Origin of the sequence: Flavobacterium sp. SH_e (genome assembly GCF_025717045.1) — a bacterium.
Lineage (GTDB): Bacteria > Bacteroidota > Bacteroidia > Flavobacteriales > Flavobacteriaceae > Flavobacterium.
This window is the reverse complement of the sequence record NZ_JAOVZN010000002.1, coordinates 284846-305407: the sequence shown is the minus strand read 5'-3', so window position 1 is coordinate 305407 and position 20562 is coordinate 284846. Positions and strand designations below refer to the sequence as shown.

At 35.0% G+C, this 20562-nt stretch carries 16 protein-coding genes and 1 tRNA gene; 13 read left to right on the top strand and 4 right to left on the bottom strand.

The features are described 5' to 3' along the window. Positions 1-28 precede the first annotated feature (28 nt). The 5 genes from OD917_RS04370 (at position 29) to OD917_RS04350 (ending at position 2160) form a co-directional block, all read left to right on the top strand. Positions 29-451, top strand: a complete 423-nt coding sequence (locus OD917_RS04370) for a hypothetical protein (RefSeq protein WP_263522328.1) — start codon at positions 29-31, stop codon at positions 449-451. A gap of 3 nt (positions 452-454) precedes the next feature. Next, entirely contained in the window at positions 455-1123 is a 669-nt protein-coding gene (locus OD917_RS04365; RefSeq protein WP_263522326.1) for a hypothetical protein, read from the top strand. Between the two features lie 41 nt (positions 1124-1164). Beyond that, positions 1165-1482, top strand: coding sequence for a hypothetical protein (locus OD917_RS04360; protein ID WP_263522325.1), 318 nt, complete (start codon positions 1165-1167; stop codon positions 1480-1482). Positions 1483-1678: 196 nt separating this feature from the next. Beyond that, entirely contained in the window at positions 1679-1888 is a 210-nt protein-coding gene (locus tag OD917_RS04355; RefSeq protein ID WP_263522323.1) for a hypothetical protein, read from the top strand. Between the two features lie 113 nt (positions 1889-2001). Then, complete coding sequence (locus tag OD917_RS04350) at positions 2002-2160, top strand: hypothetical protein (protein WP_263522321.1); 159 nt, start codon at positions 2002-2004, stop codon at positions 2158-2160. A 73-nt stretch (positions 2161-2233) separates the two neighbouring features. Here the strand turns inward: OD917_RS04350 and OD917_RS04345 are convergent, their stop codons facing one another. Both OD917_RS04345 and OD917_RS04340 read right to left on the bottom strand, forming a co-directional pair. Then, positions 2234-9700, bottom strand: coding sequence for a gliding motility-associated C-terminal domain-containing protein (locus OD917_RS04345; RefSeq protein WP_263522320.1), 7467 nt, complete (start codon positions 9698-9700; stop codon positions 2234-2236). Positions 9701-10231: 531 nt separating this feature from the next. Beyond that, positions 10232-10684, bottom strand: coding sequence for a DUF4442 domain-containing protein (locus tag OD917_RS04340; RefSeq protein WP_263522318.1), 453 nt, complete (start codon positions 10682-10684; stop codon positions 10232-10234). Positions 10685-10937: 253 nt separating this feature from the next. Here OD917_RS04340 and OD917_RS04335 point away from each other — a divergent pair, with 253 nt between their 5' ends. The 5 genes from OD917_RS04335 (at position 10938) to OD917_RS04315 (ending at position 15240) form a co-directional block, all read left to right on the top strand. Next, complete coding sequence (locus OD917_RS04335; RefSeq protein ID WP_263522316.1) at positions 10938-11393, top strand: DUF4870 domain-containing protein; 456 nt, start codon at positions 10938-10940, stop codon at positions 11391-11393. Between the two features lie 127 nt (positions 11394-11520). Continuing rightward, positions 11521-11853, top strand: a complete 333-nt coding sequence (locus tag OD917_RS04330) for a PadR family transcriptional regulator (protein WP_008464689.1) — start codon at positions 11521-11523, stop codon at positions 11851-11853. A gap of 3 nt (positions 11854-11856) precedes the next feature. Next, positions 11857-13584, top strand: a complete 1728-nt coding sequence (locus OD917_RS04325) for a PspC domain-containing protein (RefSeq protein WP_263522312.1) — start codon at positions 11857-11859, stop codon at positions 13582-13584. 3 nt (positions 13585-13587) lie between these two features. After that, positions 13588-14322, top strand: a complete 735-nt coding sequence (locus OD917_RS04320) for a head GIN domain-containing protein (RefSeq protein ID WP_263522311.1) — start codon at positions 13588-13590, stop codon at positions 14320-14322. Positions 14323-14406: 84 nt separating this feature from the next. Continuing rightward, on the top strand, positions 14407-15240 hold the full coding sequence (locus tag OD917_RS04315) for a DUF2807 domain-containing protein (protein WP_263522310.1): 834 nt from the start codon (positions 14407-14409) through the stop codon (positions 15238-15240). A 151-nt stretch (positions 15241-15391) separates the two neighbouring features. On the opposite strand, the gene trxB is transcribed toward OD917_RS04315, so the two are convergent. Then, positions 15392-16339 carry a thioredoxin-disulfide reductase gene (trxB, locus tag OD917_RS04310; RefSeq protein WP_263522309.1) on the bottom strand — a complete coding sequence of 316 codons (948 nt, stop codon included), beginning with the start codon at positions 16337-16339 and terminating at the stop codon, positions 15392-15394. Positions 16340-16512: 173 nt separating this feature from the next. Here trxB and OD917_RS04305 point away from each other — a divergent pair. Then, positions 16513-16587, top strand: a tRNA-Pro gene (locus OD917_RS04305). A 189-nt stretch (positions 16588-16776) separates the two neighbouring features. Here OD917_RS04305 and OD917_RS04300 read toward each other — a convergent pair. After that, a complete protein-coding gene (locus OD917_RS04300; protein ID WP_263522308.1) occupies positions 16777-18948 on the bottom strand; it encodes a hypothetical protein in 2172 nt (723 codons plus the stop codon). Between the two features lie 218 nt (positions 18949-19166). Between OD917_RS04300 and OD917_RS04295 the strand changes: the two genes are divergently transcribed. Further along, complete coding sequence (locus OD917_RS04295; RefSeq protein ID WP_263522307.1) at positions 19167-19571, top strand: septal ring lytic transglycosylase RlpA family protein; 405 nt, start codon at positions 19167-19169, stop codon at positions 19569-19571. A 220-nt stretch (positions 19572-19791) separates the two neighbouring features. Next, the gene (locus OD917_RS04290; protein ID WP_111285723.1) at positions 19792-20559 is read left to right on the top strand and encodes a ParA family protein; all 768 of its coding nucleotides are present in this window, start codon (positions 19792-19794) and stop codon (positions 20557-20559) included. Positions 20560-20562: the final 3 nt, after the last annotated feature.

Sequence of the window (20562 nt, the reverse complement as noted above, 5' to 3'; positions counted from 1 at the left end):
CAAAAAATCAATAATTTGCATATAACTTATGAGTAAGCTATATTTTCTACCACTCCTTTTCTCTTGCATATTTTTAACAAGTTGTGATCCTTCTCAAGGTATTTTGTTTACTAATAAAGGTGAAAGCAATGTCAAAGTAAAACTCATTATAAATCCGCAATTTAAAAATGAACAATTGGATGAAATGAAAAAAGGAGATTCAATTGTTTTTAATTTAATCCCTCATTATCCTGAAGCAAAAGAAGGTTATATTTATTTTGGAAGAGGAAGATGGAACGATGAAAACATTAGTGAAATCAGTAAATCGATTAAAAGCATCGAAATTGGAAATGATAATTATAAGATTGTTTACAAATCGCAAGAAGCAATAAATAATTTACTGAAAGAAAACTACAAGGGGATAATTATGAAATCTCTCAATATTAAAATTGATGACAATTTTTTTAAATAAAACATGAGAAAAATCTACTTTGCGCTACTTTTTCTTTCTGGAATAATCTTTATAAGCTGTAATAATAAACAAGCCGATTTACAATTTGAAAAAAATGTAATGTATGAAATTTATCCTGCTTTAATAGATTCTGTTTGGGTTAATGCTTTAGAATATTATATACCACCTCCACCTCCGCCAATAAAAGATACTCCAGAATATAGGATTCATATAAAGAAGCAATACAAAAAACAATTTAATCAAGATTTAGCAGAATTTAAGAAAAAGAAATTCCCTGTTGATCTTGTCATTCTGGATAAAGCAATTTCAAAACAAAAAGGAAAAGAGCTGCAAGGTCACTTCAAAGATGCTGAAATATCAGAAAACAATATTTTAGATACACTTGATTATAAATTTGACAGAAAAAAACTGGATTCGTATCAAGCTTTTAAGCTTCATTATGTTCCAAGAATACCACGTGGAAATGACAGAAGATTTTATAATGAATGTTGTTATTCTGTACGAGGAGTATTCATTTTAAGCAGAATTCAATTTGATGATGAAAAAAAATACGGTTTACTTACTGCAGAAATCAATTGCGGTGAGATGTGCAGTTACGGATATCGAATCTTCATTAAAAAAGTAAAAGAGAAATGGGTAATTGACAAAATAGAAAAAGCATGGATTGCATAATGGCATTACTTTTGGAATAAGCATATTATACTCTTAACTTTATGAACCAAACTCTTTTCCTTTTATTACTGGCTTTACCGATTATTTTCCAAATTATATTCGGAAGAAAAGCGATCGTCAAAACCATAAAACTAACTTTTTTTAAAGTCTGTTTAATTACCTTTCTTGCTCAATTTATATTCTTCATTATTGCATTTAAAGTACTTTCATACAGATTACGAGAAGAATCAAACGGACAAATTCACTGCGGAATGCCTTTTGTTGGATTAATAGGTTTAGAAATCCTGATATCCATAATTATATTATTAATTATACTTGTTCAATATGTAATAAAGAGATCATACAATCGTAATCAATAAAAAATGAAGATCATTTCAAGTTATTTTTAAGAAAGATGGTCTTGATATTAATATTGAAAGCAAAAATTTTGAATCAAATTCAGCAAAATTAAGTTTCCTGGATAACAACAAATCGATACTTAAAAAGATTAACGGAAAAGATTTTTGGGGAACTGACGGAGGAATTCCAAAAAAGACTTATAAAAGCATATCCGTTGTGATTGACAACAATACTATTGAACTTCCAAAAAATTCTTTTGATGATTTGTTCGAACCTACTCTTTTTAACACACGCGCCTATTACGATACAAAATCCAATATTTTATACATCACTTCCAGCAATAGTGATGGTGCAGGAGGTTATGAAATTGTTTTGGTTATAGAAAAAAGTCAATATAAAGAACGTAAAATTGTTTATGGTTTTTAATTACCAAAACACTTTTACCAAAACATTAACAATAAAACTATTCTTACAGTTTAGAATCATTTTATATTTGACTTACCAATTATAATCTTCTAACATAAAAACTTTTAATTAAAATGACAAAAGTAATCACCGTTGTAACAGTTGCTTTATTTTCAATCGGCGTAACAGCGCAAGAAACCAAACCAGCCACAAAAGAAAAAGCTAAAAAAGAATCTTGTTGCAAAAAAACAACCGATAAAAAAGATAAAAAATCTTGCTGCATTAAAAAATAAATGAAACTTGATTTCAAAGAAAAAGACCTCAAACAATTGAGGTCTTTTTTTATCTAAAATAAATTTCTTCTTATTACTGGCTATTCACATACAGATACCCTGCCTTTTCAACCTTTCTTCCGTTGCTGTCATATTCTAAGGTGTAGAAATAAGTTCCTGTCGGAAGTTTATTCCCTCTGGCAACCGTTGCGCGTCCGTCTGAGAAGCCCTGAAATGGGCTGGTAACGTTGTCATAGCCTTTTTTCTCGTAAACCACCACCCCGTATCTGTTATAGATTCTTACAACATTATTTGGATAGCAGTCAATTCCTTTTATAAAGAAACTATCGTTTAATCCGTCTCCGTTGGCTGATACCGCGTTGTAAACTTCTTCTACGCAAGAGACATTTACTGTCTGGACAAAAGAATTTTGATTTCCGCAATTATCTGATGCGGTCCAGGTTCTGATCAGTGAATATCTGCTGACGCAATCTCCGTCAACTCTCTGCTCGTCATAAGCAACTGTTGCACTACCGCAGTTATCTGTAGCTGTAAAAGCTGGGGCTGGAGGAATGGTGTCACAGTCCGCTGTTATTGTTGCTTCAGGCAATGTTTCTACAAATACTGGCGCTGTAGTATCATGAATTAATATCGTTTGTGCACACGTTGCCGTATCAATAACTGTATTCTCTCCTGCATCACGAACTCCGTTGCTGTTGGTATCTTCATATTCTGTTATGGTATAAGTTCTGGTTACATTGGCATTACATCCTGGATCCGCTCCATTTGATGCTGTAATTTCAACCACTCCGCATCGGGTGTCTGCTATGCGTCCGTCACCGTTTCCTAAGGCTTCGAATTCTGCTTCTGTCAGACTCACTGCCGAAGGAAGTTCCTCATAACATTGCACTGAAGATGCTTGGAAAGTTGGGCAGATCACACTGAAACGGCAGCAGTTTGGCGAAATTCCAGTTACATTTACTGTATTGCAGGCACTCGCATCCTGAACGTTTACATTATAATTGGTTCCTGAACTGATAAGTCCTGATGTCCAGGTATTTCCTAACCATGTTCCAGGTGCTCCGGTTCCTGTAGCAGTATAAGGCGGCTGACCTGTTACTGATAAAGTAATGTTATATCCAGACTGTGTGGCCGAACAGGCTACAGTCTCTGCTCCTGCCAGAGCAATTTGGCTAATAATCACATTCTGGTTTGCCGTTACGCTGTTTCCGTTTCCATCATTAAACGTCCAGGTAATAACTGTCGTTCCAGTATTTGTTATTGGAAAGGCCGTTGTAGTTGTTCCTGTTATTATTCCCGCGCAGGCATCTGTTGTTGTTGGTATTGCCGGTGTAACATTACACTGTCCTGTTATGTCCGCAAGCATCGGTATAGTAGGCGGAGTAATATCATCAATAATTACATTCTGATTAGCTGTTGAGATATTTCCGTTTCCGTCATCAAAAGTCCATGTAACCACTGTTGTCCCCTGTGCTGTAATCGGGAAAACCGTTGCGGTGATTCCTTCTATAATTCCCGCGCAGTTATCTGCTGCGGTCGGAATAGTTAAGGAATCTACTGAACATTCTGTTGTCACATCTGCAAGTATTGGAACTGTCGGAGCGGTAATATCTCTTATAATCACATTCTGGTTAGCTATTGAAATATTGCCATTTCCGTCATCAAAAATCCACGTTATAACAGTTGTTCCCTGCGCTGTGATTGGGAATATCGGAGCTGTGGTTCCTGTTATGGTTCCCGCGCAATTGTCTATTGCAGTCGGAGCTGTCAGAGAGGCTACAGAACATTCTGCCGTTACATCCGTTAATACAGGCACGACTGGGGGTGTTATATCATCAATGATTACATTTTGGATTGCTGTTGAGATGTTTCCATTTCCATCATTAAAACTCCATGTAACCTGCGTTGTTCCCTGATCTGTGATTGGGAAAACTGATGTCGTTGTTCCTGTGATTGTTCCCATGCAGGCATCTATAGTTGTTGGTACTGGAGGTATCACTGAACATTCTCCTGTAACATCTGCCAGAATAGGTACCACAGGAGGTGTTTCGTCATTAATGATCACATTCTGATTTGACGTCGAGATATTTCCATTTCCATCATCAAAACTCCAAGTTACAATACTTGTTCCTGGAGCTGTGATTGGGAAAATAGTAGTTGTAGTTCCAGTAATTGGTCCTGCACAGTTATCAACAGTAGTTGGTGCGGTTAATGTAACACTGCAATCTCCTGTGGCATCTGCCAAGACTGGTGCTGGTGGCGCAATGGCATCATCAATAATTACATTTTGATTTGCAGTTGTTATATTTCCGTTGCCATCATCGAAAGTCCAAGTTATTACAGTTGTTCCTTGAGTTATTACTGGGAATACTGTACTGGATGTGCCGATAATAATCCCTGAACAATTGTCTATTGCTGTCGGGGCCGAAAGAGTTACTTCGCAATCTCCATATACATCTTCAAGAATTGGTGCTACAGGTGCTGAGGTATCTTTTATTATAACATTTTGATTTGCTGTTACGACACTGTTATTGCCATTGTCAAAAGTCCAAGTAACTACCGTTGTTCCTTGTGTTGTAATTGGAAAAACTGTTGAAGTTGTTCCAATAATAGTTTTAGAACAATTATCCACCGTTGAAGGTGCGGTAAGTGTTACTTCGCATTCTCCATTTACATCGTCCAATATTGGTATAATTGGCGGTGTAGTATCATTAATGATTACATTTTGATTAGCTGTTGATATATTGCCGTTTCCATCATCAAAACTCCACGTTACAACAGTTGTTCCCTGTGTTGTAATTGGGAAAATCGTTGTTGTGGTCCCAGAAATTATTCCTGCACAAGCATCAATTGCTGCAGGAATAGCTGGAGTAGCAGAACATTGTTCTTGTATATCTGCTAAAACAGGTGCAATAGGCGCTTCAGTATCTTTAATAATAACATTTTGATTCACAGTTGCTATATTTCCATTTCCGTCATCAAAACTCCAAGTCACTATTGTTGTTCCTTGAGTTGTGATTGGAAAAACCGTTGAAGTTGTTCCAGAAATGATTCCTGCACAATTGTCTATAGCTGTTGGAATAGATGGTGAAACAGAACATTCTGCTGTTATATCACTAAGTGCCTGAACTGTTGGAGCAGTAACATCTTTAATAATGACATTTTGATTAGCTGTAGATATATTGCCGTTTCCGTCATCAAATGTCCATGTAACTATTGTTGTTCCTTGAGTCGTTATCGGAAAAACTGTGGTGGTGGTTCCTATTATAACGTTAGAGCAATTTACTGCAGTCGCTGGCGCAGCAAGTGTCACTTCACATTCTTCAGTTATATCAGGCAAGTTCGTTGGAACTTGTATTGCACTGTTTAGAATAACATTTTGATTGGCTGTTGATATGTTTCCATTTCCATCATCAAATATCCATGTAACTATTGTTGTCCCCTGAGTCGTTATCGGAAAAGTTGTTGTTGTTGTTCCTAATACGCTTCCTGCACAATTGTCTATTGCTGATGGTATAGCAGGTGAAGCAAAACATTGCCCGATTATGTCTGCAAGAACTGGCGCAACTGGCGCTGTCGTGTCACTGATAATTACGTTTTGATTGGCAGTTACTATATTTCCGTTGCCATCGTCAAAAGTCCAAGTTACAACTGTTGTCCCTTGTGCTGTTATTGGGAAAACAGTGTTTGTGGTTCCTGTTATGGTTCCAGCACAGTTATCTGTTGTGATCGGTGCTATTAATGAAGCAGAACAGGTTGCTGTAACATCTGGCAGAATTGGCAGAATTGGATCAATATTATCCAAAATTATTACATTCTGATTTGCTGTAGCTATATTTCCATTGCCATCATCAAATGTCCAAACCACTACGGTTGTTCCTTGCGTTGTTATTGGAAAAACAGTATTTGTGTTTCCTGTAATGGTTCCAGAGCAGTTATCAGTAGCTGTTGGAGGTGTTACAGAAGCAGAACATTGCGCCTGTACATCAGCAAGGACTGGAACAGTTGGTAAAGTAATATCTTTAATGATAACATTCTGGTTTGCTGTTGCTATATTTCCGTTACCATCATTAAAAATCCAGGTTACTATTGTTGTTCCTTGTGTGGTTATTGGAAAAACTGTTGTTGTAGTTCCTGTAATTACTCCTGCACAATTATCCATTGCAGTAGGGGCAACTAATGACACAGAGCATTCTTCAGTTACATCTGCAAGAACTGGTGCAACTGGAGCTATAGTATCATCAATAATTACATTTTGATTTACTGTTTGTACATAACCATTTCCATAATCGAAAGTCCAGGCTACCGTTGTTGTCCCTTGTGTTGTAATTGGAAAAACAGTTGGCGTTGTTCCTGTTATATTCCCCGCACAAAGATCTGTAAGCATTGGCGCTACTGGGGTAATTGAACATTCTGCCCTTACATCTGCCAGCGGTGATGGAAGCGTTGTCTGGTTTATTGTGATTGTGGCAGTTGTGCTGTTGGAACAGATTCCGTTACTGAATTCATAGGTCACGGTATAAGTTCCCGGAGTCGAAGCACCCAGATCAATATCTCCTGTCAATTCGTCTATGCTTAATCCCGGATCTGAACTGTATTTTCCGCTGGTAATCCCGGTTTCTACAGATGTGGCCGTTCCTCTGTTGCAGTAAGGCCCGTTTGGATAATTTATAGATGCTGTTGGAAGTGCATTAATTGTCATATCTGTGGTTACAGTGTTCGAACAACTTCCGTCACTGAAAGTATACGTAATGGTATGGCTTCCAAGCGCGGAAGCCTCAAGATCGATTTCTCCCGTATTAACATCAATAACAAGATTAGCATCAGAACTATAGGTTCCGCCCGCTGTACCGAGCTGTTCAGGAAGTGTTGTTCCCGTCTGACAATATGGAGTACTTGTATAATTTATTGTAGCCAAAGGCAGATCGTTTACAATTACATCTACCGGAGTAATGGTGAAACACCCATTGCCATTGGTTCCTTTTATATAATAGGTATCTCTGACTGAAATTGCCGTAGGATCAGTAACAGGAATAGTAGCCTGCTCGTCTAAAAAATAGGTATATGTTAGTCCTGCCGAACTTCCAGCTGTAATTTCTGGTGCCGTAATATCAATTGTGTTTGGAAAACAAACTGCCGCTGGAGCCGTAGTTACAACTGTTGGCCTTTCATTTACATTGATTGTTAAAGTAGAAACAGTACTACTGTTGCAAGGTGCTCCAAGTCTAACAGTACAGGTGTAATTATTAGCACCAACAGTCAGATCTGAGTAATTAATCAAAGGATCTTTCTGTCCTTGATTGGATGCATTTATTCCGGGACCTGTCCACTGATAGGAAATTGCACCAAAAACATCAACATCTAAATGTACAGTCCCGGAAGTCTTATCACAGATTACTGCTGGGGTGTTCAATCCGTCAGCAGTGGCATCCGGAGCTGCTGCAACACCAATCTGAACTGATTGTGTAATAACATTCCCGCAGCCGTCTTTTATCCTGAAATAATAAGTATTATCGGTAAGTCCGCTAAAGGTATTGTTGCTTTGGTAGGCTCCAAAAGTTGATCCGCCGTCTGTGCTTAACGCGTATTCCAGAACATTTCCCGGTGCGGGTGAATTGGAAGCAGCTGTAATAGTTAAAACTCCGTTTGTGGCTCCTGTTGCACAGACATAACCTCCTGTATTTGTTTTATCTACAATTATGGCGTTGTTTGCATCGTAAGTTATAGTTTGAGTTAAAACATTCACACTTCCTCCTTTGATACGCAGTCCAAAAACATAGGTACCATAACTTAGCCCATTAAAAGGAAGTGACGCTGTAGAACTGGCCAAATCTCTAACTTGACCGACACTTGATGGCCCCGAAACAATTATAACCTGATAAGCTGTTGGATCATCGAAGTTACCATTCATAACATAATTAAACCCACCGCAGACAGGTGTTGTCGTATTACCAGATAAACTGGCTGTACGTCCCGGAACAATAACATTCAAAGAAGCTGCTCCACAATCTGTAGAAATTTGCAAAGTATAATTACCTTTAGGCCAATAGGGTTGAGGATCTGTTGGGTTAGGACTTGGCAACCTCGGAGTTCCACTTGATCCATTAGTAAAAGCACTTAATTGTGCACTGTATGCATACCCAACAGCTACTAATGGGTTGTTAGAGGCTGTTACTGTATAACTTAAAACATCAGTAGCTTGGTAAGGAGTTATCCCTACATATAATGACCCATAATCTAAATTATTTAAACTTGCTACACTTTGGGGGCTTTGTGAAACCGCAAATGCAGAGGTAGCACTAAAAGTCAATCGATTAGAAGCAGGTGTAAACAAACCTGTAGTATAGCCTTCTCCATCTTTAAATGTGACATTATAAATCCCTCCTGGAGTTAGAGGTATGTTATAATTTTGTGCTGAAGCACTAGTGATAACAAAACTATGAGTATCTGCAGAATTAGATGCATTAGTCATAGTCACATCAACTGGTAAGCAATCTAAGCCTCCAACTATACTAGATCTTACAATTGCGTTTCCTGCACAATTTCTTACAGACAAACTAGAATAAACTGTATTATAATTTGTAACTATAAATTCTTTACTTTTACCACACATATCCATCAAAACTACTCGCATATTGGATATATCATTAGTTACATTATTTCTGTTTGCAATTATTGGCATAGTAGGATTTAAATTAGACAATAAAAATCCTTCTCCTCCAATATCAGCATAACCATCACTATTCGTGTCTTGACCATACTCTTGTCCTTGAAACTTAATTTTCCATCTGAATAATGCTGCATCTGCAGCTGAAACAATTGTATTACTTGCAGTATAATAAAAACCTCTCTCTATATACAACCTAATTGCATCAGTACAAGAAAGCCCTGGCCTCATAGGATATGCAATAGTAGCAATTTTTATATCATCAATAGTTATTGTGGGATTTGCAATAGAAGTTGCTCCAGTAATAGTTTGTCCACAGCTATCAGTCACGCTTACAATATAATTATTTGCAGGCAGAGCTGTAAAAGTAAAAGTACGAGGAGTTATTGGTCCGCTATTTTGCAAAATTGTGGCAGGTGCTGACTGAGTTGCAATTTTGTATGTAAAAGGTGCCTTTCCGTTTGTAACTGTTGAAGTTAACACTCCTGTTCCTCCTACGCAATTTGCAACTTTTGTTGGAGTTGTAACTGTCATTGCAGTATAACCATCTGTGACAGTTATATTGGCACTTGAATAAACTGTTCCGCCAGATGTAGCTCTTGCATTTACAACATAAATACCAGAACTTAAACCTGTAAAAACAGGATTAGTAGAAAATTGTGTATTATCTCCCGGAACGGGAGAAACGACTACACCAGCCTTTAAAAGCTGATACTGTGGAGTTGCTCCTAATCCTGTACTACTTGAAGTAATTATACCTTGGCTCTGACAGCCAGTATTACTTGGTGTACCAGTAACAGTCTGCGAAAAAACTTTGTTACTAATGAAAGGCAGGATGAGCAATGCAAGAATTAAAGTAATTTTTGTCCTCATATTTGTTTTTGTTAATTCGACAATAGTCATTTTAAACAATAATCTATTCTCCAAAAAAGATTAAATCACTTTTAAATAACAATTGTTCATTTATTTTCTAAAAAATAATACAGCGTAGGTTTTCTGTATTTCGGGGGGCAAAAGTATGGTAGGATTTTTTTTTAAATTTCCACTAAAAGCCTAAAAAATAACAGAATAGAGTATTTCTAATTATAAATACTCAATTTTAATCGATTTTAGTTAAACTTAATTATTCAAAAATTCCTCAAATTATAAAGGCTTGTAGAAGTAGCTTAATAAATATTTAAGATCAATTTATCAGCTAAAATTTTGATTTAGAAAAAAAGTATTTTTCTTGCGTATACGAGTTTACAACCATAAATATACTGAAATTCAACACATTAAAAACAAAAAAGGTAAAAAAAAGCTTTAAAAATATAAAACGCCAGTAAAAAAATTTACTGGCGTTTTATATATAACAACACGTAAAGAATTACTGCCGTTTCTATTTACAAATCAATATTGCTATTTTTATTTCACTCGAATACTCCATTCAAAATCCATTTCAGAAACCTGAACACCTTCTTCATTTGTTCCAATAGATTTCATCCAAAACGTCTGTCCTTCGCCAGTTTCAATTGTCTTTCTAATGGCATCGGCAATTAAGTGTCCGTCATTGCATTTGAAAGTAATTCTTCCTGTGGCTTTTTTTGTGAAGTTTCCTTTATTGTTGGCCACTAACATCGAAATCTTTTTACCGCTTTGCTGAATTTGAGAAATCACCAGAGCTCCAGTTGTCAACTCAGCAGCCATTGCCTGAACTGCAAAATACATAGAATTAAACGGATTCTGATTGATCCATCTATGTTTTACCGTAACTGTACAGCTACTATCATTTATATCTTTTACACGTACTCCGCAAAAGTATGCAGATGGTAATTTGAATAAGACGAATTTATTAAGTTTTGATACTGAAAGTGCCATAGGATATATTTTTTATGTAAAAATACAAAAAAACTATGCACGCACAATAAATTCTTGAGATATCAAAAGAAGTTAGCAAACATGGGAAATGGAGATGATTTTCAATAATTTAAACATTATTTGATAGTTTTAAATATGTTAATTTTTTGTTAATATTTGGTACTATGTAAAACAAGATACTGTTTTTTAGACATATATTTGCATAAGAAATTACTATATACTTTTAATCATGGAAAAAACAACACCACTCATCATGGAAAAAACATCAGAAAAGAATACAGCAGCATTTACTCATTTGAGTACTTTAAGCCAATATATAATTCCGTTTGGGAACTATATTTTTCCGTTAATCATTTGGACAAACTACAAAGACAAGTCTGAATTTGCAGATCATCACGGAAAACAGGCTTTGAACTTTCAGTTAAGCTTATTGCTTTACACTTTGATTTTAGCACTTATTGCAATACCCATTTTCGTTACTGTTTTCTTGCAAAATCTTCCTTTAGAAGCTGTTTTTAATGACGACGATTTTGTAATTAGAAACTTTAACATTCAAGCAAACATTGGAATTTTAAGTGTCGGAATTACAGCTGTCGTTCTTTTTGGAGTTCTAAAATTTGTTGAATTCTTTTTAGTGATCTATGCTTCGATAAAAGCTTCAAACGGAGAATTATACAAATATCCGCTTACGATACCTTTTATAAAGTAACACAAAAAGGTTAAAAGTTATAGGTTATACGAACGAGTTCAAACAGAATAAATTCGAAATCAATCATCAATCAATCATCATCAATCAAAAAACGAATTGTTCAATCAAAAAAAAACAAAATGAAATTATGAACATTGAAAACACAAAAGCACAGATGCGCAAAGGTGTTCTTGAGTTTTGCATCTTATCTGTATTAAAAGAAAAAGACGCATATACATCTGAAATATTAGACACTTTAAAAAACGCAAAATTACTAGTTGTAGAAGGAACCGTTTACCCGTTGTTAACTAGATTGAAAAATGACGGTTTGCTAAATTATCGCTGGGAAGAATCGACTTCTGGGCCACCACGAAAATATTATGGACTAACCGAAATAGGACAAACTTTTTTAAACGAACTTAGCGGCACTTGGACAGAATTATCAGATGCCGTAAATCTAATCACCAATCAAAATCAATAAGTCATGAACAAAACAGTAAATATTAACTTAGGCGGGATGTTTTTTCACATCGATGAAGATGCATACCTAAAATTATCACGCTACTTTGACGCTATAAAACGATCACTTAACAACTCATCTGGTCAGGATGAAATTATTAAAGACATCGAAATGCGTGTTTCTGAATTACTAACAGAAAAACAAAAAAGCGAGAAACATGTTGTTGGACTGAAAGATGTTGACGAAGTGATAGCGGTAATGGGTCAGCCAGAAGATTACCGAATTGAAGACGAAGAAAATCCTAACCAATCTTTTAACAACTACAATGCAAGAAAACACAAAAAATTATACCGTGACAAAGAAAATGGTATGATTGGCGGTGTAGCGACAGGTTTAGGACATTATTTTGGGATTGAAGCAGTTTGGATTAAAATCATATTCTTGATCTTCGTTTTTGCTGGTTTCGGAACTGGAATTTTAGCTTATTTTGTTCTATGGATTGTAACGCCTGAAGCGGTTACAACTTCTGAAAAATTAGAAATGACAGGAGAGCCAGTAACGATTTCGAACATAGAAAAAAAAGTTCGAGAAGAAATTGATTCACTTTCTGATAAATTCAAAAATGCAGATTATGACAAAATGGGAAACCAGGTAAAGTCGGGAGCTGAGAGAATAAGTAGTTCATTTGGAGACTTTATCATGACGGTTTTTAAAATCTTTGCTAAGTTTTTAGGAGTAATTCTAATTATATCAGGGATTTCAACCTTAATCATGTTATTGATTGGTGTATTTACTTTAGGAACTAATATTTTTGTAGATTTTCCTTGGCAGAATTTTATTGAAGCTGGAAACTTTACAGAATATCCGCTTTGGTCATTTGGATTATTAATGTTCTTTGCCGTTGGAATTCCGTTTTTCTTCTTAACACTTTTAGGATTTAAACTGTTATCTCCAAACTTAAAATCAATTGGAAATATTACAAAATATACACTTTTAGCCATCTGGATTATTTCTATAGCAATTTTGGCAAGTATCGGAATCAAACAAGCAACTGAAATTTCACACGATAATAAAGTAATTGAGAAAAAAGTCTTTGCAATCAAACCAACTGATACATTATATGTAAAGTTCAAATACAGTGACTATTACGCAAAAAGCTTAAATCACTACAGAGAGTTTGAATTTGTACAAGATTCGGCAAACAACGAATTGATTTATTCTAATGATGTACGCTTACACGTATTACATACAGACGAATCAGCTCCATTTATTCAGATAGAAAAAAGTGCTAGAGGAAACTCTTTTACTAATGCTAAAAAAAGAGCAGAAAAAATTAATTATAAGTTTGAGATTATAGGAAATCATTTAATTTTGGATAATTATTTTCTGACAGATGTGAAGAATAAATTTAGAGGACAAGAAGTTGACATCTACATATATCTTCCAGAAGGACAATTATTTAAACCTGAAAATTCTGTTAGAGATTATTTTAATTACGACGATGATTTCTTTAACCTAAATTATGACGGTGATTACAGTTATAAAGTTATTGGTTCAAAAGTTAAGTGTTTAAATTGCCCAGCAGACGATAACGACAACGATGACGATGATGCAGAAGTAATAGACACCACTGCCAATGACACAATAAATGAAGTTTCGGTTAAAATTAATGGAAAAGAAGTTTTAAACGGAAAAAAAACTAAAGGAAAACTAACAGAAGATAAAAACGGAGTGATAATCAAAATTAACTAAACCATGATAAAAATAATCATTCATATTACGAAATTTATAGTTGCAGCTGTCACTGCTTTATTGTTTGCCTCATGTAATTTTAACATGAATTCAATTGAAGGAAGTGGTAATGTTACAACAGAAAAAAGAACTGTTCAAGGAAATTTTACTAACATCTCTGTAAGCAATGCAATCGATGTGGTTGTTGAGCAATCAGATTCTGTAGAAATTAAAGTTGAAGCAGATGATAATCTTCAAAAGGAAATTGTAACTAAAGTAGAAAACGGAACTCTTATTATCGAATGTAAATACAGTTCTTTGCGAAATATTACATCTAAAAAGGTAACTGTAAAAATGCCTGTTCTTCATAAAATAGAAGCTTCTAGCGCATCATCTGTACAAACTAAAGGAGTTATTGAAAGCGAAGACTTAACTTTAGAAAGCTCTAGTGCAGCATCGATGAATGTTAACATAGAATCTGATAGAATTTCTATTGACGTTGGAAGTGGAAGTTCTGTCAATATAGAAGGCAAAGCTTTAAGTTTAAATACTTCGGCTTCAAGCGGAGGAAGTGTTGACGCTGATAAGTTAATGGCAAATGACATTCACGCAGATGCTTCTAGTGGCGGAACCGTTTTAGTACATCCGATCTTAAGTTTAAAAGCTGAAGCTTCAAGCGGAGGAAATATCAATTACACTGGTGAGCCAAAGAAAATTGAAAAATCTGAAAGCTCAGGAGGGAATATTAGCAAAAACTAAAAGATTTAACTGTTAAATATAAAAGAAATCATTCATCAAAAGTGGATGATTTTTTTATATTTGTCAAAATCAAATCTAGAATTAATGAAAAAAAGTACAGCGCTGCTCCTATTATTATTTGTTACAGCATTCACTTTTGCACAAAAAAGAGAAAAAATTAAAGGTTCTAAAATTGTAACTACTTCTGTAAAGGAAGTTGGCAGTTTTGACGCCCTTGAAGTCGATGATAATCTTGAAGTTTATCTAGAACAAGGAGAGAAAAATGAAATTAAAATTGAAGCCGATGATAACTTGCATGATATTGTTGGAATGGATTTAAGAGAAAAAACCCTTCGATTATATACCAATAAAGAATCGACTATTTTTAAGAAACTAACCGTTAAGGTTACTTACACTAAGTCATTAAATAAAGTAATCACTAAAAATGAAGCTATTGTTTATGCGATTCAGGAATTACAATTGGATGATATCACAATGAATCCTCTTGACTTTTCTAAATTATACTTAAACGTAAATTCGAAAAAATTCACTTTAATTGCTGATGATAAAACTAGAACAGAATTGAATTTAAAAGCTGAAGAAGGAACTTTACAATTGAGTAAAAATGCTGTTGTGAAAACATTGGTTTCTGCCATAAAATTCAAATGTGATTTGTACCAAAAAGCAAGCGCCGCTGTTGAAGGCATTGCAGAAAAAGCAACTATTAGATTAGACAATAACTCAACATTTACTGGAGTAAAATTTACTTTGAAAGATGCGAATGTTACTGCTGAAAGTAATGCAGTAGGAAGTATTTTTGCCGAAACAACACTTTCGCTAGCTGTGGGTGATAAAGCAGAAATTTCTCTTTTTGGAAGTCCTGCAATACAGCTTACTCGCTTTTCTGAAGAAGCAAAGTTGTTTAAAAAGGTTAAGTAATTTTTTTGTTTCTGGTTTCAGGTTTGAAATTAGAGGCGTTAATTATAAAAGAAAATCCCAGTCTAAAATTTAGACTGGGATTTTTTATTGCTGTTTTACAGATTCAAGTAAACTTGAAACAAAGAAAACCTGAAACCTAAAACTAAAAAACTTATTCTTTAGAAGCTAAATATCTTTCAGCATCTAATGCTGCCATACATCCTGTACCTGCAGCAGTAATTGCCTGACGATATACATGATCTGCAGCATCACCAGCAACAAAAACACCTTCTACATTTGTTTTAGATGTTCCTGGAGTATTTACTATATAACCAGTTTCATCAAGTGTAATGTAATCTTTAAAAATATCTGTGTTTGGTTTGTGGCCAATTGCTACGAAGAAACCAGTTGCAGGAATTTCAACAACTTCACCAGTTGTTTTGTTTAAAGCTTTAATGGCATGAACTACATTGTTATCTCCAAGAACTTCAACAGTGTCGTGATTCATCAAAATTTCAATGTTCTCCGTTTTACGAACACGCTCTTCCATAATTTTAGAAGCTCTAAATTTTTCGCTTCTTACCAGCATTGTTACCTTTTTACAAAGTTTAGATAAGTAATGCGCTTCTTCACAAGCAGAATCTCCCGCTCCAACAATAACAACATCTTGGTTTCTGTAGAAGAATCCGTCGCACACAGCACAAGCAGAAACTCCACCACCCATATTTAAGTAATGTTGTTCTGATGGTAATCCTAAATATTTAGCCGAAGCACCTGTAGAAATAATTACAGTTTCACAGTGCAATTCGATTGTATCGTTAATCCAAACTTTATGAACATCTCCAGAAAAATCAACTTTTGTTGCCCAGCCATCACGAATATCAGCACCAAAACGTTTTGCTTGTTCTTGTAATTGAATCATCATTTCAGGTCCTGTTACTCCATCAACATAACCCGGAAAGTTTTCAACCTCATTAGTAGTCGTCAATTGACCGCCAGGTTGCATTCCTTGATATAGTACTGGATTCATATTAGCTCTAGCTGCATAAATTGCCGCAGTATAACCCGCAGGGCCAGAACCTATAATAAGGCATTTAATTTTTTCGATTGTATTTGACATAGTAATAGTTTTTTTGAGTTGCAAATGTAAACTTTATTATAAAAAATAACGTCGAAATTAAATCTGAAATAGCTATCTCAAAATAAGTTTTATTTATTTTCGATTTTTCCTTTTACAAATCAAATTTATTTATATCTTTGCATCCGCTTTCGGGCAGTACAGCAAAACATCTTCGGGGTGTAGCGTAGCCCGGTTATCGCGCCTGCTTTGGGAGCAGGAGGCCGCAGGTTCGAATCCTGCCACCCCGACAAAAGTCTTTTCATTTACTTGAAAAGACTTTTTTTTTGCAATAAACTGAAATACAAAATCTTAAAACAGAAAGATTGTAACATCCCAATTGACAAACATAACACGTGGTTGAAACCATGGGCTATGTTTAAAAAAAACCTCTAAAAATCAATTGATTTTTAGAGGTTTTTTTTAAACATATTTTCTATTCATTTATTTTCCATACTTATATAAGCAGGATAAGATTCACCTTTCAGTAAAATAAACTCCTCATCAAAAGGCTGTGTTCCTTCACTATTATTATATAATGCCACACGTTTTGCTCCAGTTGCCGTGCTTCCTCCAATACTATTTACAACATTTTGAATATTCCCTGGACCAGCAAAACGAGTAATGCACATTTTCTCCAATTTTACATTTGGGCTATTAGGTATTTCAAAACCGTTTTTCTTATTTACATTTCCGTCTGTCCCAGTAAAAACTGCATAAGAACCCATTCCAATACTTTGATGCTCTTTTACAGTATTCGCCACTTTAAAAGCCGCGTAACCATCAACTTTACCTCCTTGACTGCTCCAGCTCGATTGATTTGGCGCATCGTATGGAGGTTCATTCTGAAAGAAATATGTTCTGCCGCGTTCTCCTAACCACACTACTTCATATTCTTGATAATGTTCAACAAATAATCCATAAAGTGTAACATCATCTCCAGCAACTATAAGTCCGTTTTTACATCTGTCTCTTGTCCATCGTACATCGCCACCTTTTTGCGAACCATGATCGGCACGCCACAACCAGAAATGATCGCCCACAACATTATTACTATTTATCTGCATTGAAGCTTGTATCTGGATATTTTTTGACTGGACCCCACCTACACGGCAAGTTATATCACTAAGCAAAATAGGATCTGCAGCATGATCTGCATTTGCTTCTTCATTGCCAATTCTAACTTGATAAGTTGTACTATTTAGCGAATCCATTAGAAGTCCTGCAATGATTATTCCGTCTTTATCATCAGCATAAATACAACCCCAAGTGTTTTTTTCAGTTGGCTCTAAAGTTACCGAAGCAATTCCGGCACCAAGAAGAATAGCCTCTTTTCTATTTACTTGTATAGGTGCATTCAACGAATAATGTCCAGGCGTAAAAAATATATTCTTACCTGATTTTAAAGCGGCATTAATTTCTACATCAGTATCACCTTCTTTGGCAACATACCAGCTTGTAACCAAATCTTGGATATTACCTTTTCCCATATCCGTTGCTGTCCAAGAATTCCCTAATCGATCTTTTTGCCAAGCTGGAACAAATACTTTATATTCTCCATCTTTATCTATAAACAGAAAAGGTTTTTCTCTAATAATAGGAGTTGTAGAAACTGGAGAATTAGCATCATCAGCTTTTGGTGGATTAAGACATCCTTGCCAAACCATATTATACGAACCTCCCATTGATCCTGAACCAGAAGGAAAAACAGTATTTCTAGTATACCATTGCTGTTGTCCGCCCCAGTTTGGCCTGTCAGATACATAATGAGTATCGGCAATAAAACCGCCACTTCCCCAAAAATTTGTATCTCCAATATCAGAAATATATTTAGAAGTGCTATCAATCAGAAGCCTTCTAGCACTAGTTGATTGAGAAACAGTCCATGAAAAATCGCGCATTACCTCTACATTTTCTACCGAACGCCAAAATGTACAAGTAGCATTTGCTCCACCAGAAAGATGAGGCCTAGTAAATATAGAACCTAATTTAACATCTGATGGCATTTTCCCCAACCCCCCAATATGAGAATAAAATCCTAATTCTATTGAATTAGCCTCCGCCGAAGAAGCGGAACCTGATCCGCCAACATCATAAGTTTGTCCGTTGACATTTGCTTTAAAATAGTATGCCTGACGTTTTGTTGTCCATTCGCCATTTGCTCCTCCTAAACCAATTGCACCAAAATGCGAATTAATTTCGTTTCGAGCTGTTTCAACTTTTTCATACTTTCTGTCGTATAAATATAGGTTGTCACCAAAAATCTGATTTTCCAGCGAAATTACTATTGTTATGTCGTTACGCGTAATTTTATAATAGTTCTCGTATTTATCTGTATTTGGTTTATTATCCGTAAATGTCAATTTAGAAGTTGAACCAACTGGTGCAAATTCTGTTGCCAAACGACTGCCTCCTCTAGTAATTGTGTAATTTCCAGAAGAACCAAAAGCCGACCAAGATAATGTTATACTGTGTTTTTTCTTGTTATAAATAATTTTTCGCTCGATCTTGTTTTCATGTTTCATTTCAATAAGCGAATTCGGAGAAACAAAGCTTGAGAGCATAAACAATGACACGAATGTTAGAAGCATTGAGTTTACTTTTTTAATCATAAAAATGTTCGTTTTTGTGGTTTGATAGTATGTAATTGCTGTAGTTTTTAGAAAGCCCAAAATAGCAATAATCTTCAACCCGTGTCTTGACATATTTCTTATCAAAAACTATACAAAGTCTGTATTTTGTCCTATAATAACACAAATAAACCTTTTTGAAGAGGCTCACTTTTCTTCAATAACTTTCTTTTGCCAGTTTAATCGAAAAGGAAAATAAAATGAAAAAGTTTTTATTGCTTACTGTCTTAGTTTTTTCTGATATCATAATCGCGCAAGAAAAGAACATCACTTCTATCGATTCATGCTCAGCAGCAAAAGAAAGCGTATTATACAAGAAAAATGCCCACGCTTCTTATTATCATGATAAATTTAACGGAAGAAAAACGGCAAGTGGCAAAAGATTTAATAACAATGATTTTACCGCAGCACATAAAAAATTTCCTTTTGGTACAATATTAAAAGTCACAAACGAAATAAATAAGAAATTTGTAATTGTAGAGATTACAGACAGAGGTCCTTTTATTAAAGGAAGAGAAATTGATCTTAGCAAAAAGGCATTTATGAACATCGCCTCAAATAAAAAAAGCGGTTTAGTTTATGTCACCATCGAAATTTTAAAATAACACCTTTTTCTTCAAAATAAAATTCGATTCTTGTCATTTTATTGAAAGAACCTCACCAAAATTCGTCAAAATATTGCTAATAATTTTATTCATAACTAAAATTATTTTCTAGCAAACACCCATGAAACCCCGATTAAGCAAAGTTTCATAAATGTTAACAAAATAGATTTTCAAAAACCATAAATAATTGTATTTTTACGGTTCAAAATTCAGAAAATAAATGGGCAAAATCATTGCTATTGCTAATCAAAAAGGAGGCGTTGGAAAGACTACTACATCAGTTAATCTAGCTGCCGCATTAGGTGTTTTAGAAAAAAAAGTATTATTGATCGATGCTGATCCTCAAGCCAATGCTACATCTGGCCTTGGAATTGACGTAGAAACAGTTGAAACTGGAACTTACCAAATTCTTGAGCATACTGTAACACCAAAAGAAGCCGTTTTAAAATGTACAGCTCCAAATGTTGACGTGATACCTGCTCACATTGACCTTGTTGCTATCGAAATTGAATTGGTTGACAAAGAAAACCGCGAGTATATGCTTAAAAAAGCATTAGAAGAGGCAAAACAAGAATATGATTATATCATTATCGACTGTGCACCTTCTCTAGGTTTGTTAACATTGAATGCTTTAACAGCGTCTGATTCTGTAGTTATTCCTATTCAGTGCGAGTATTTTGCACTTGAGGGATTGGGAAAATTGTTGAACACTATTAAAAGTATTCAGAAAATCCACAACCCAGATCTTGACATTGAAGGTTTATTATTAACAATGTACGATTCAAGATTACGTTTATCTAATCAGGTTGTAGAAGAGGTTCAAAAACACTTTAACGATATGGTTTTTGATACCGTAATTCAGCGAAATGTCAAATTAAGTGAAGCTCCAAGTTTTGGTGAAAGTATCATTAATTATGATGCAACAAGCAAAGGTGCAGTAAACTATATTCATTTAGCTCAAGAAATTATAAAGAAAAACAGTAAATAGTTT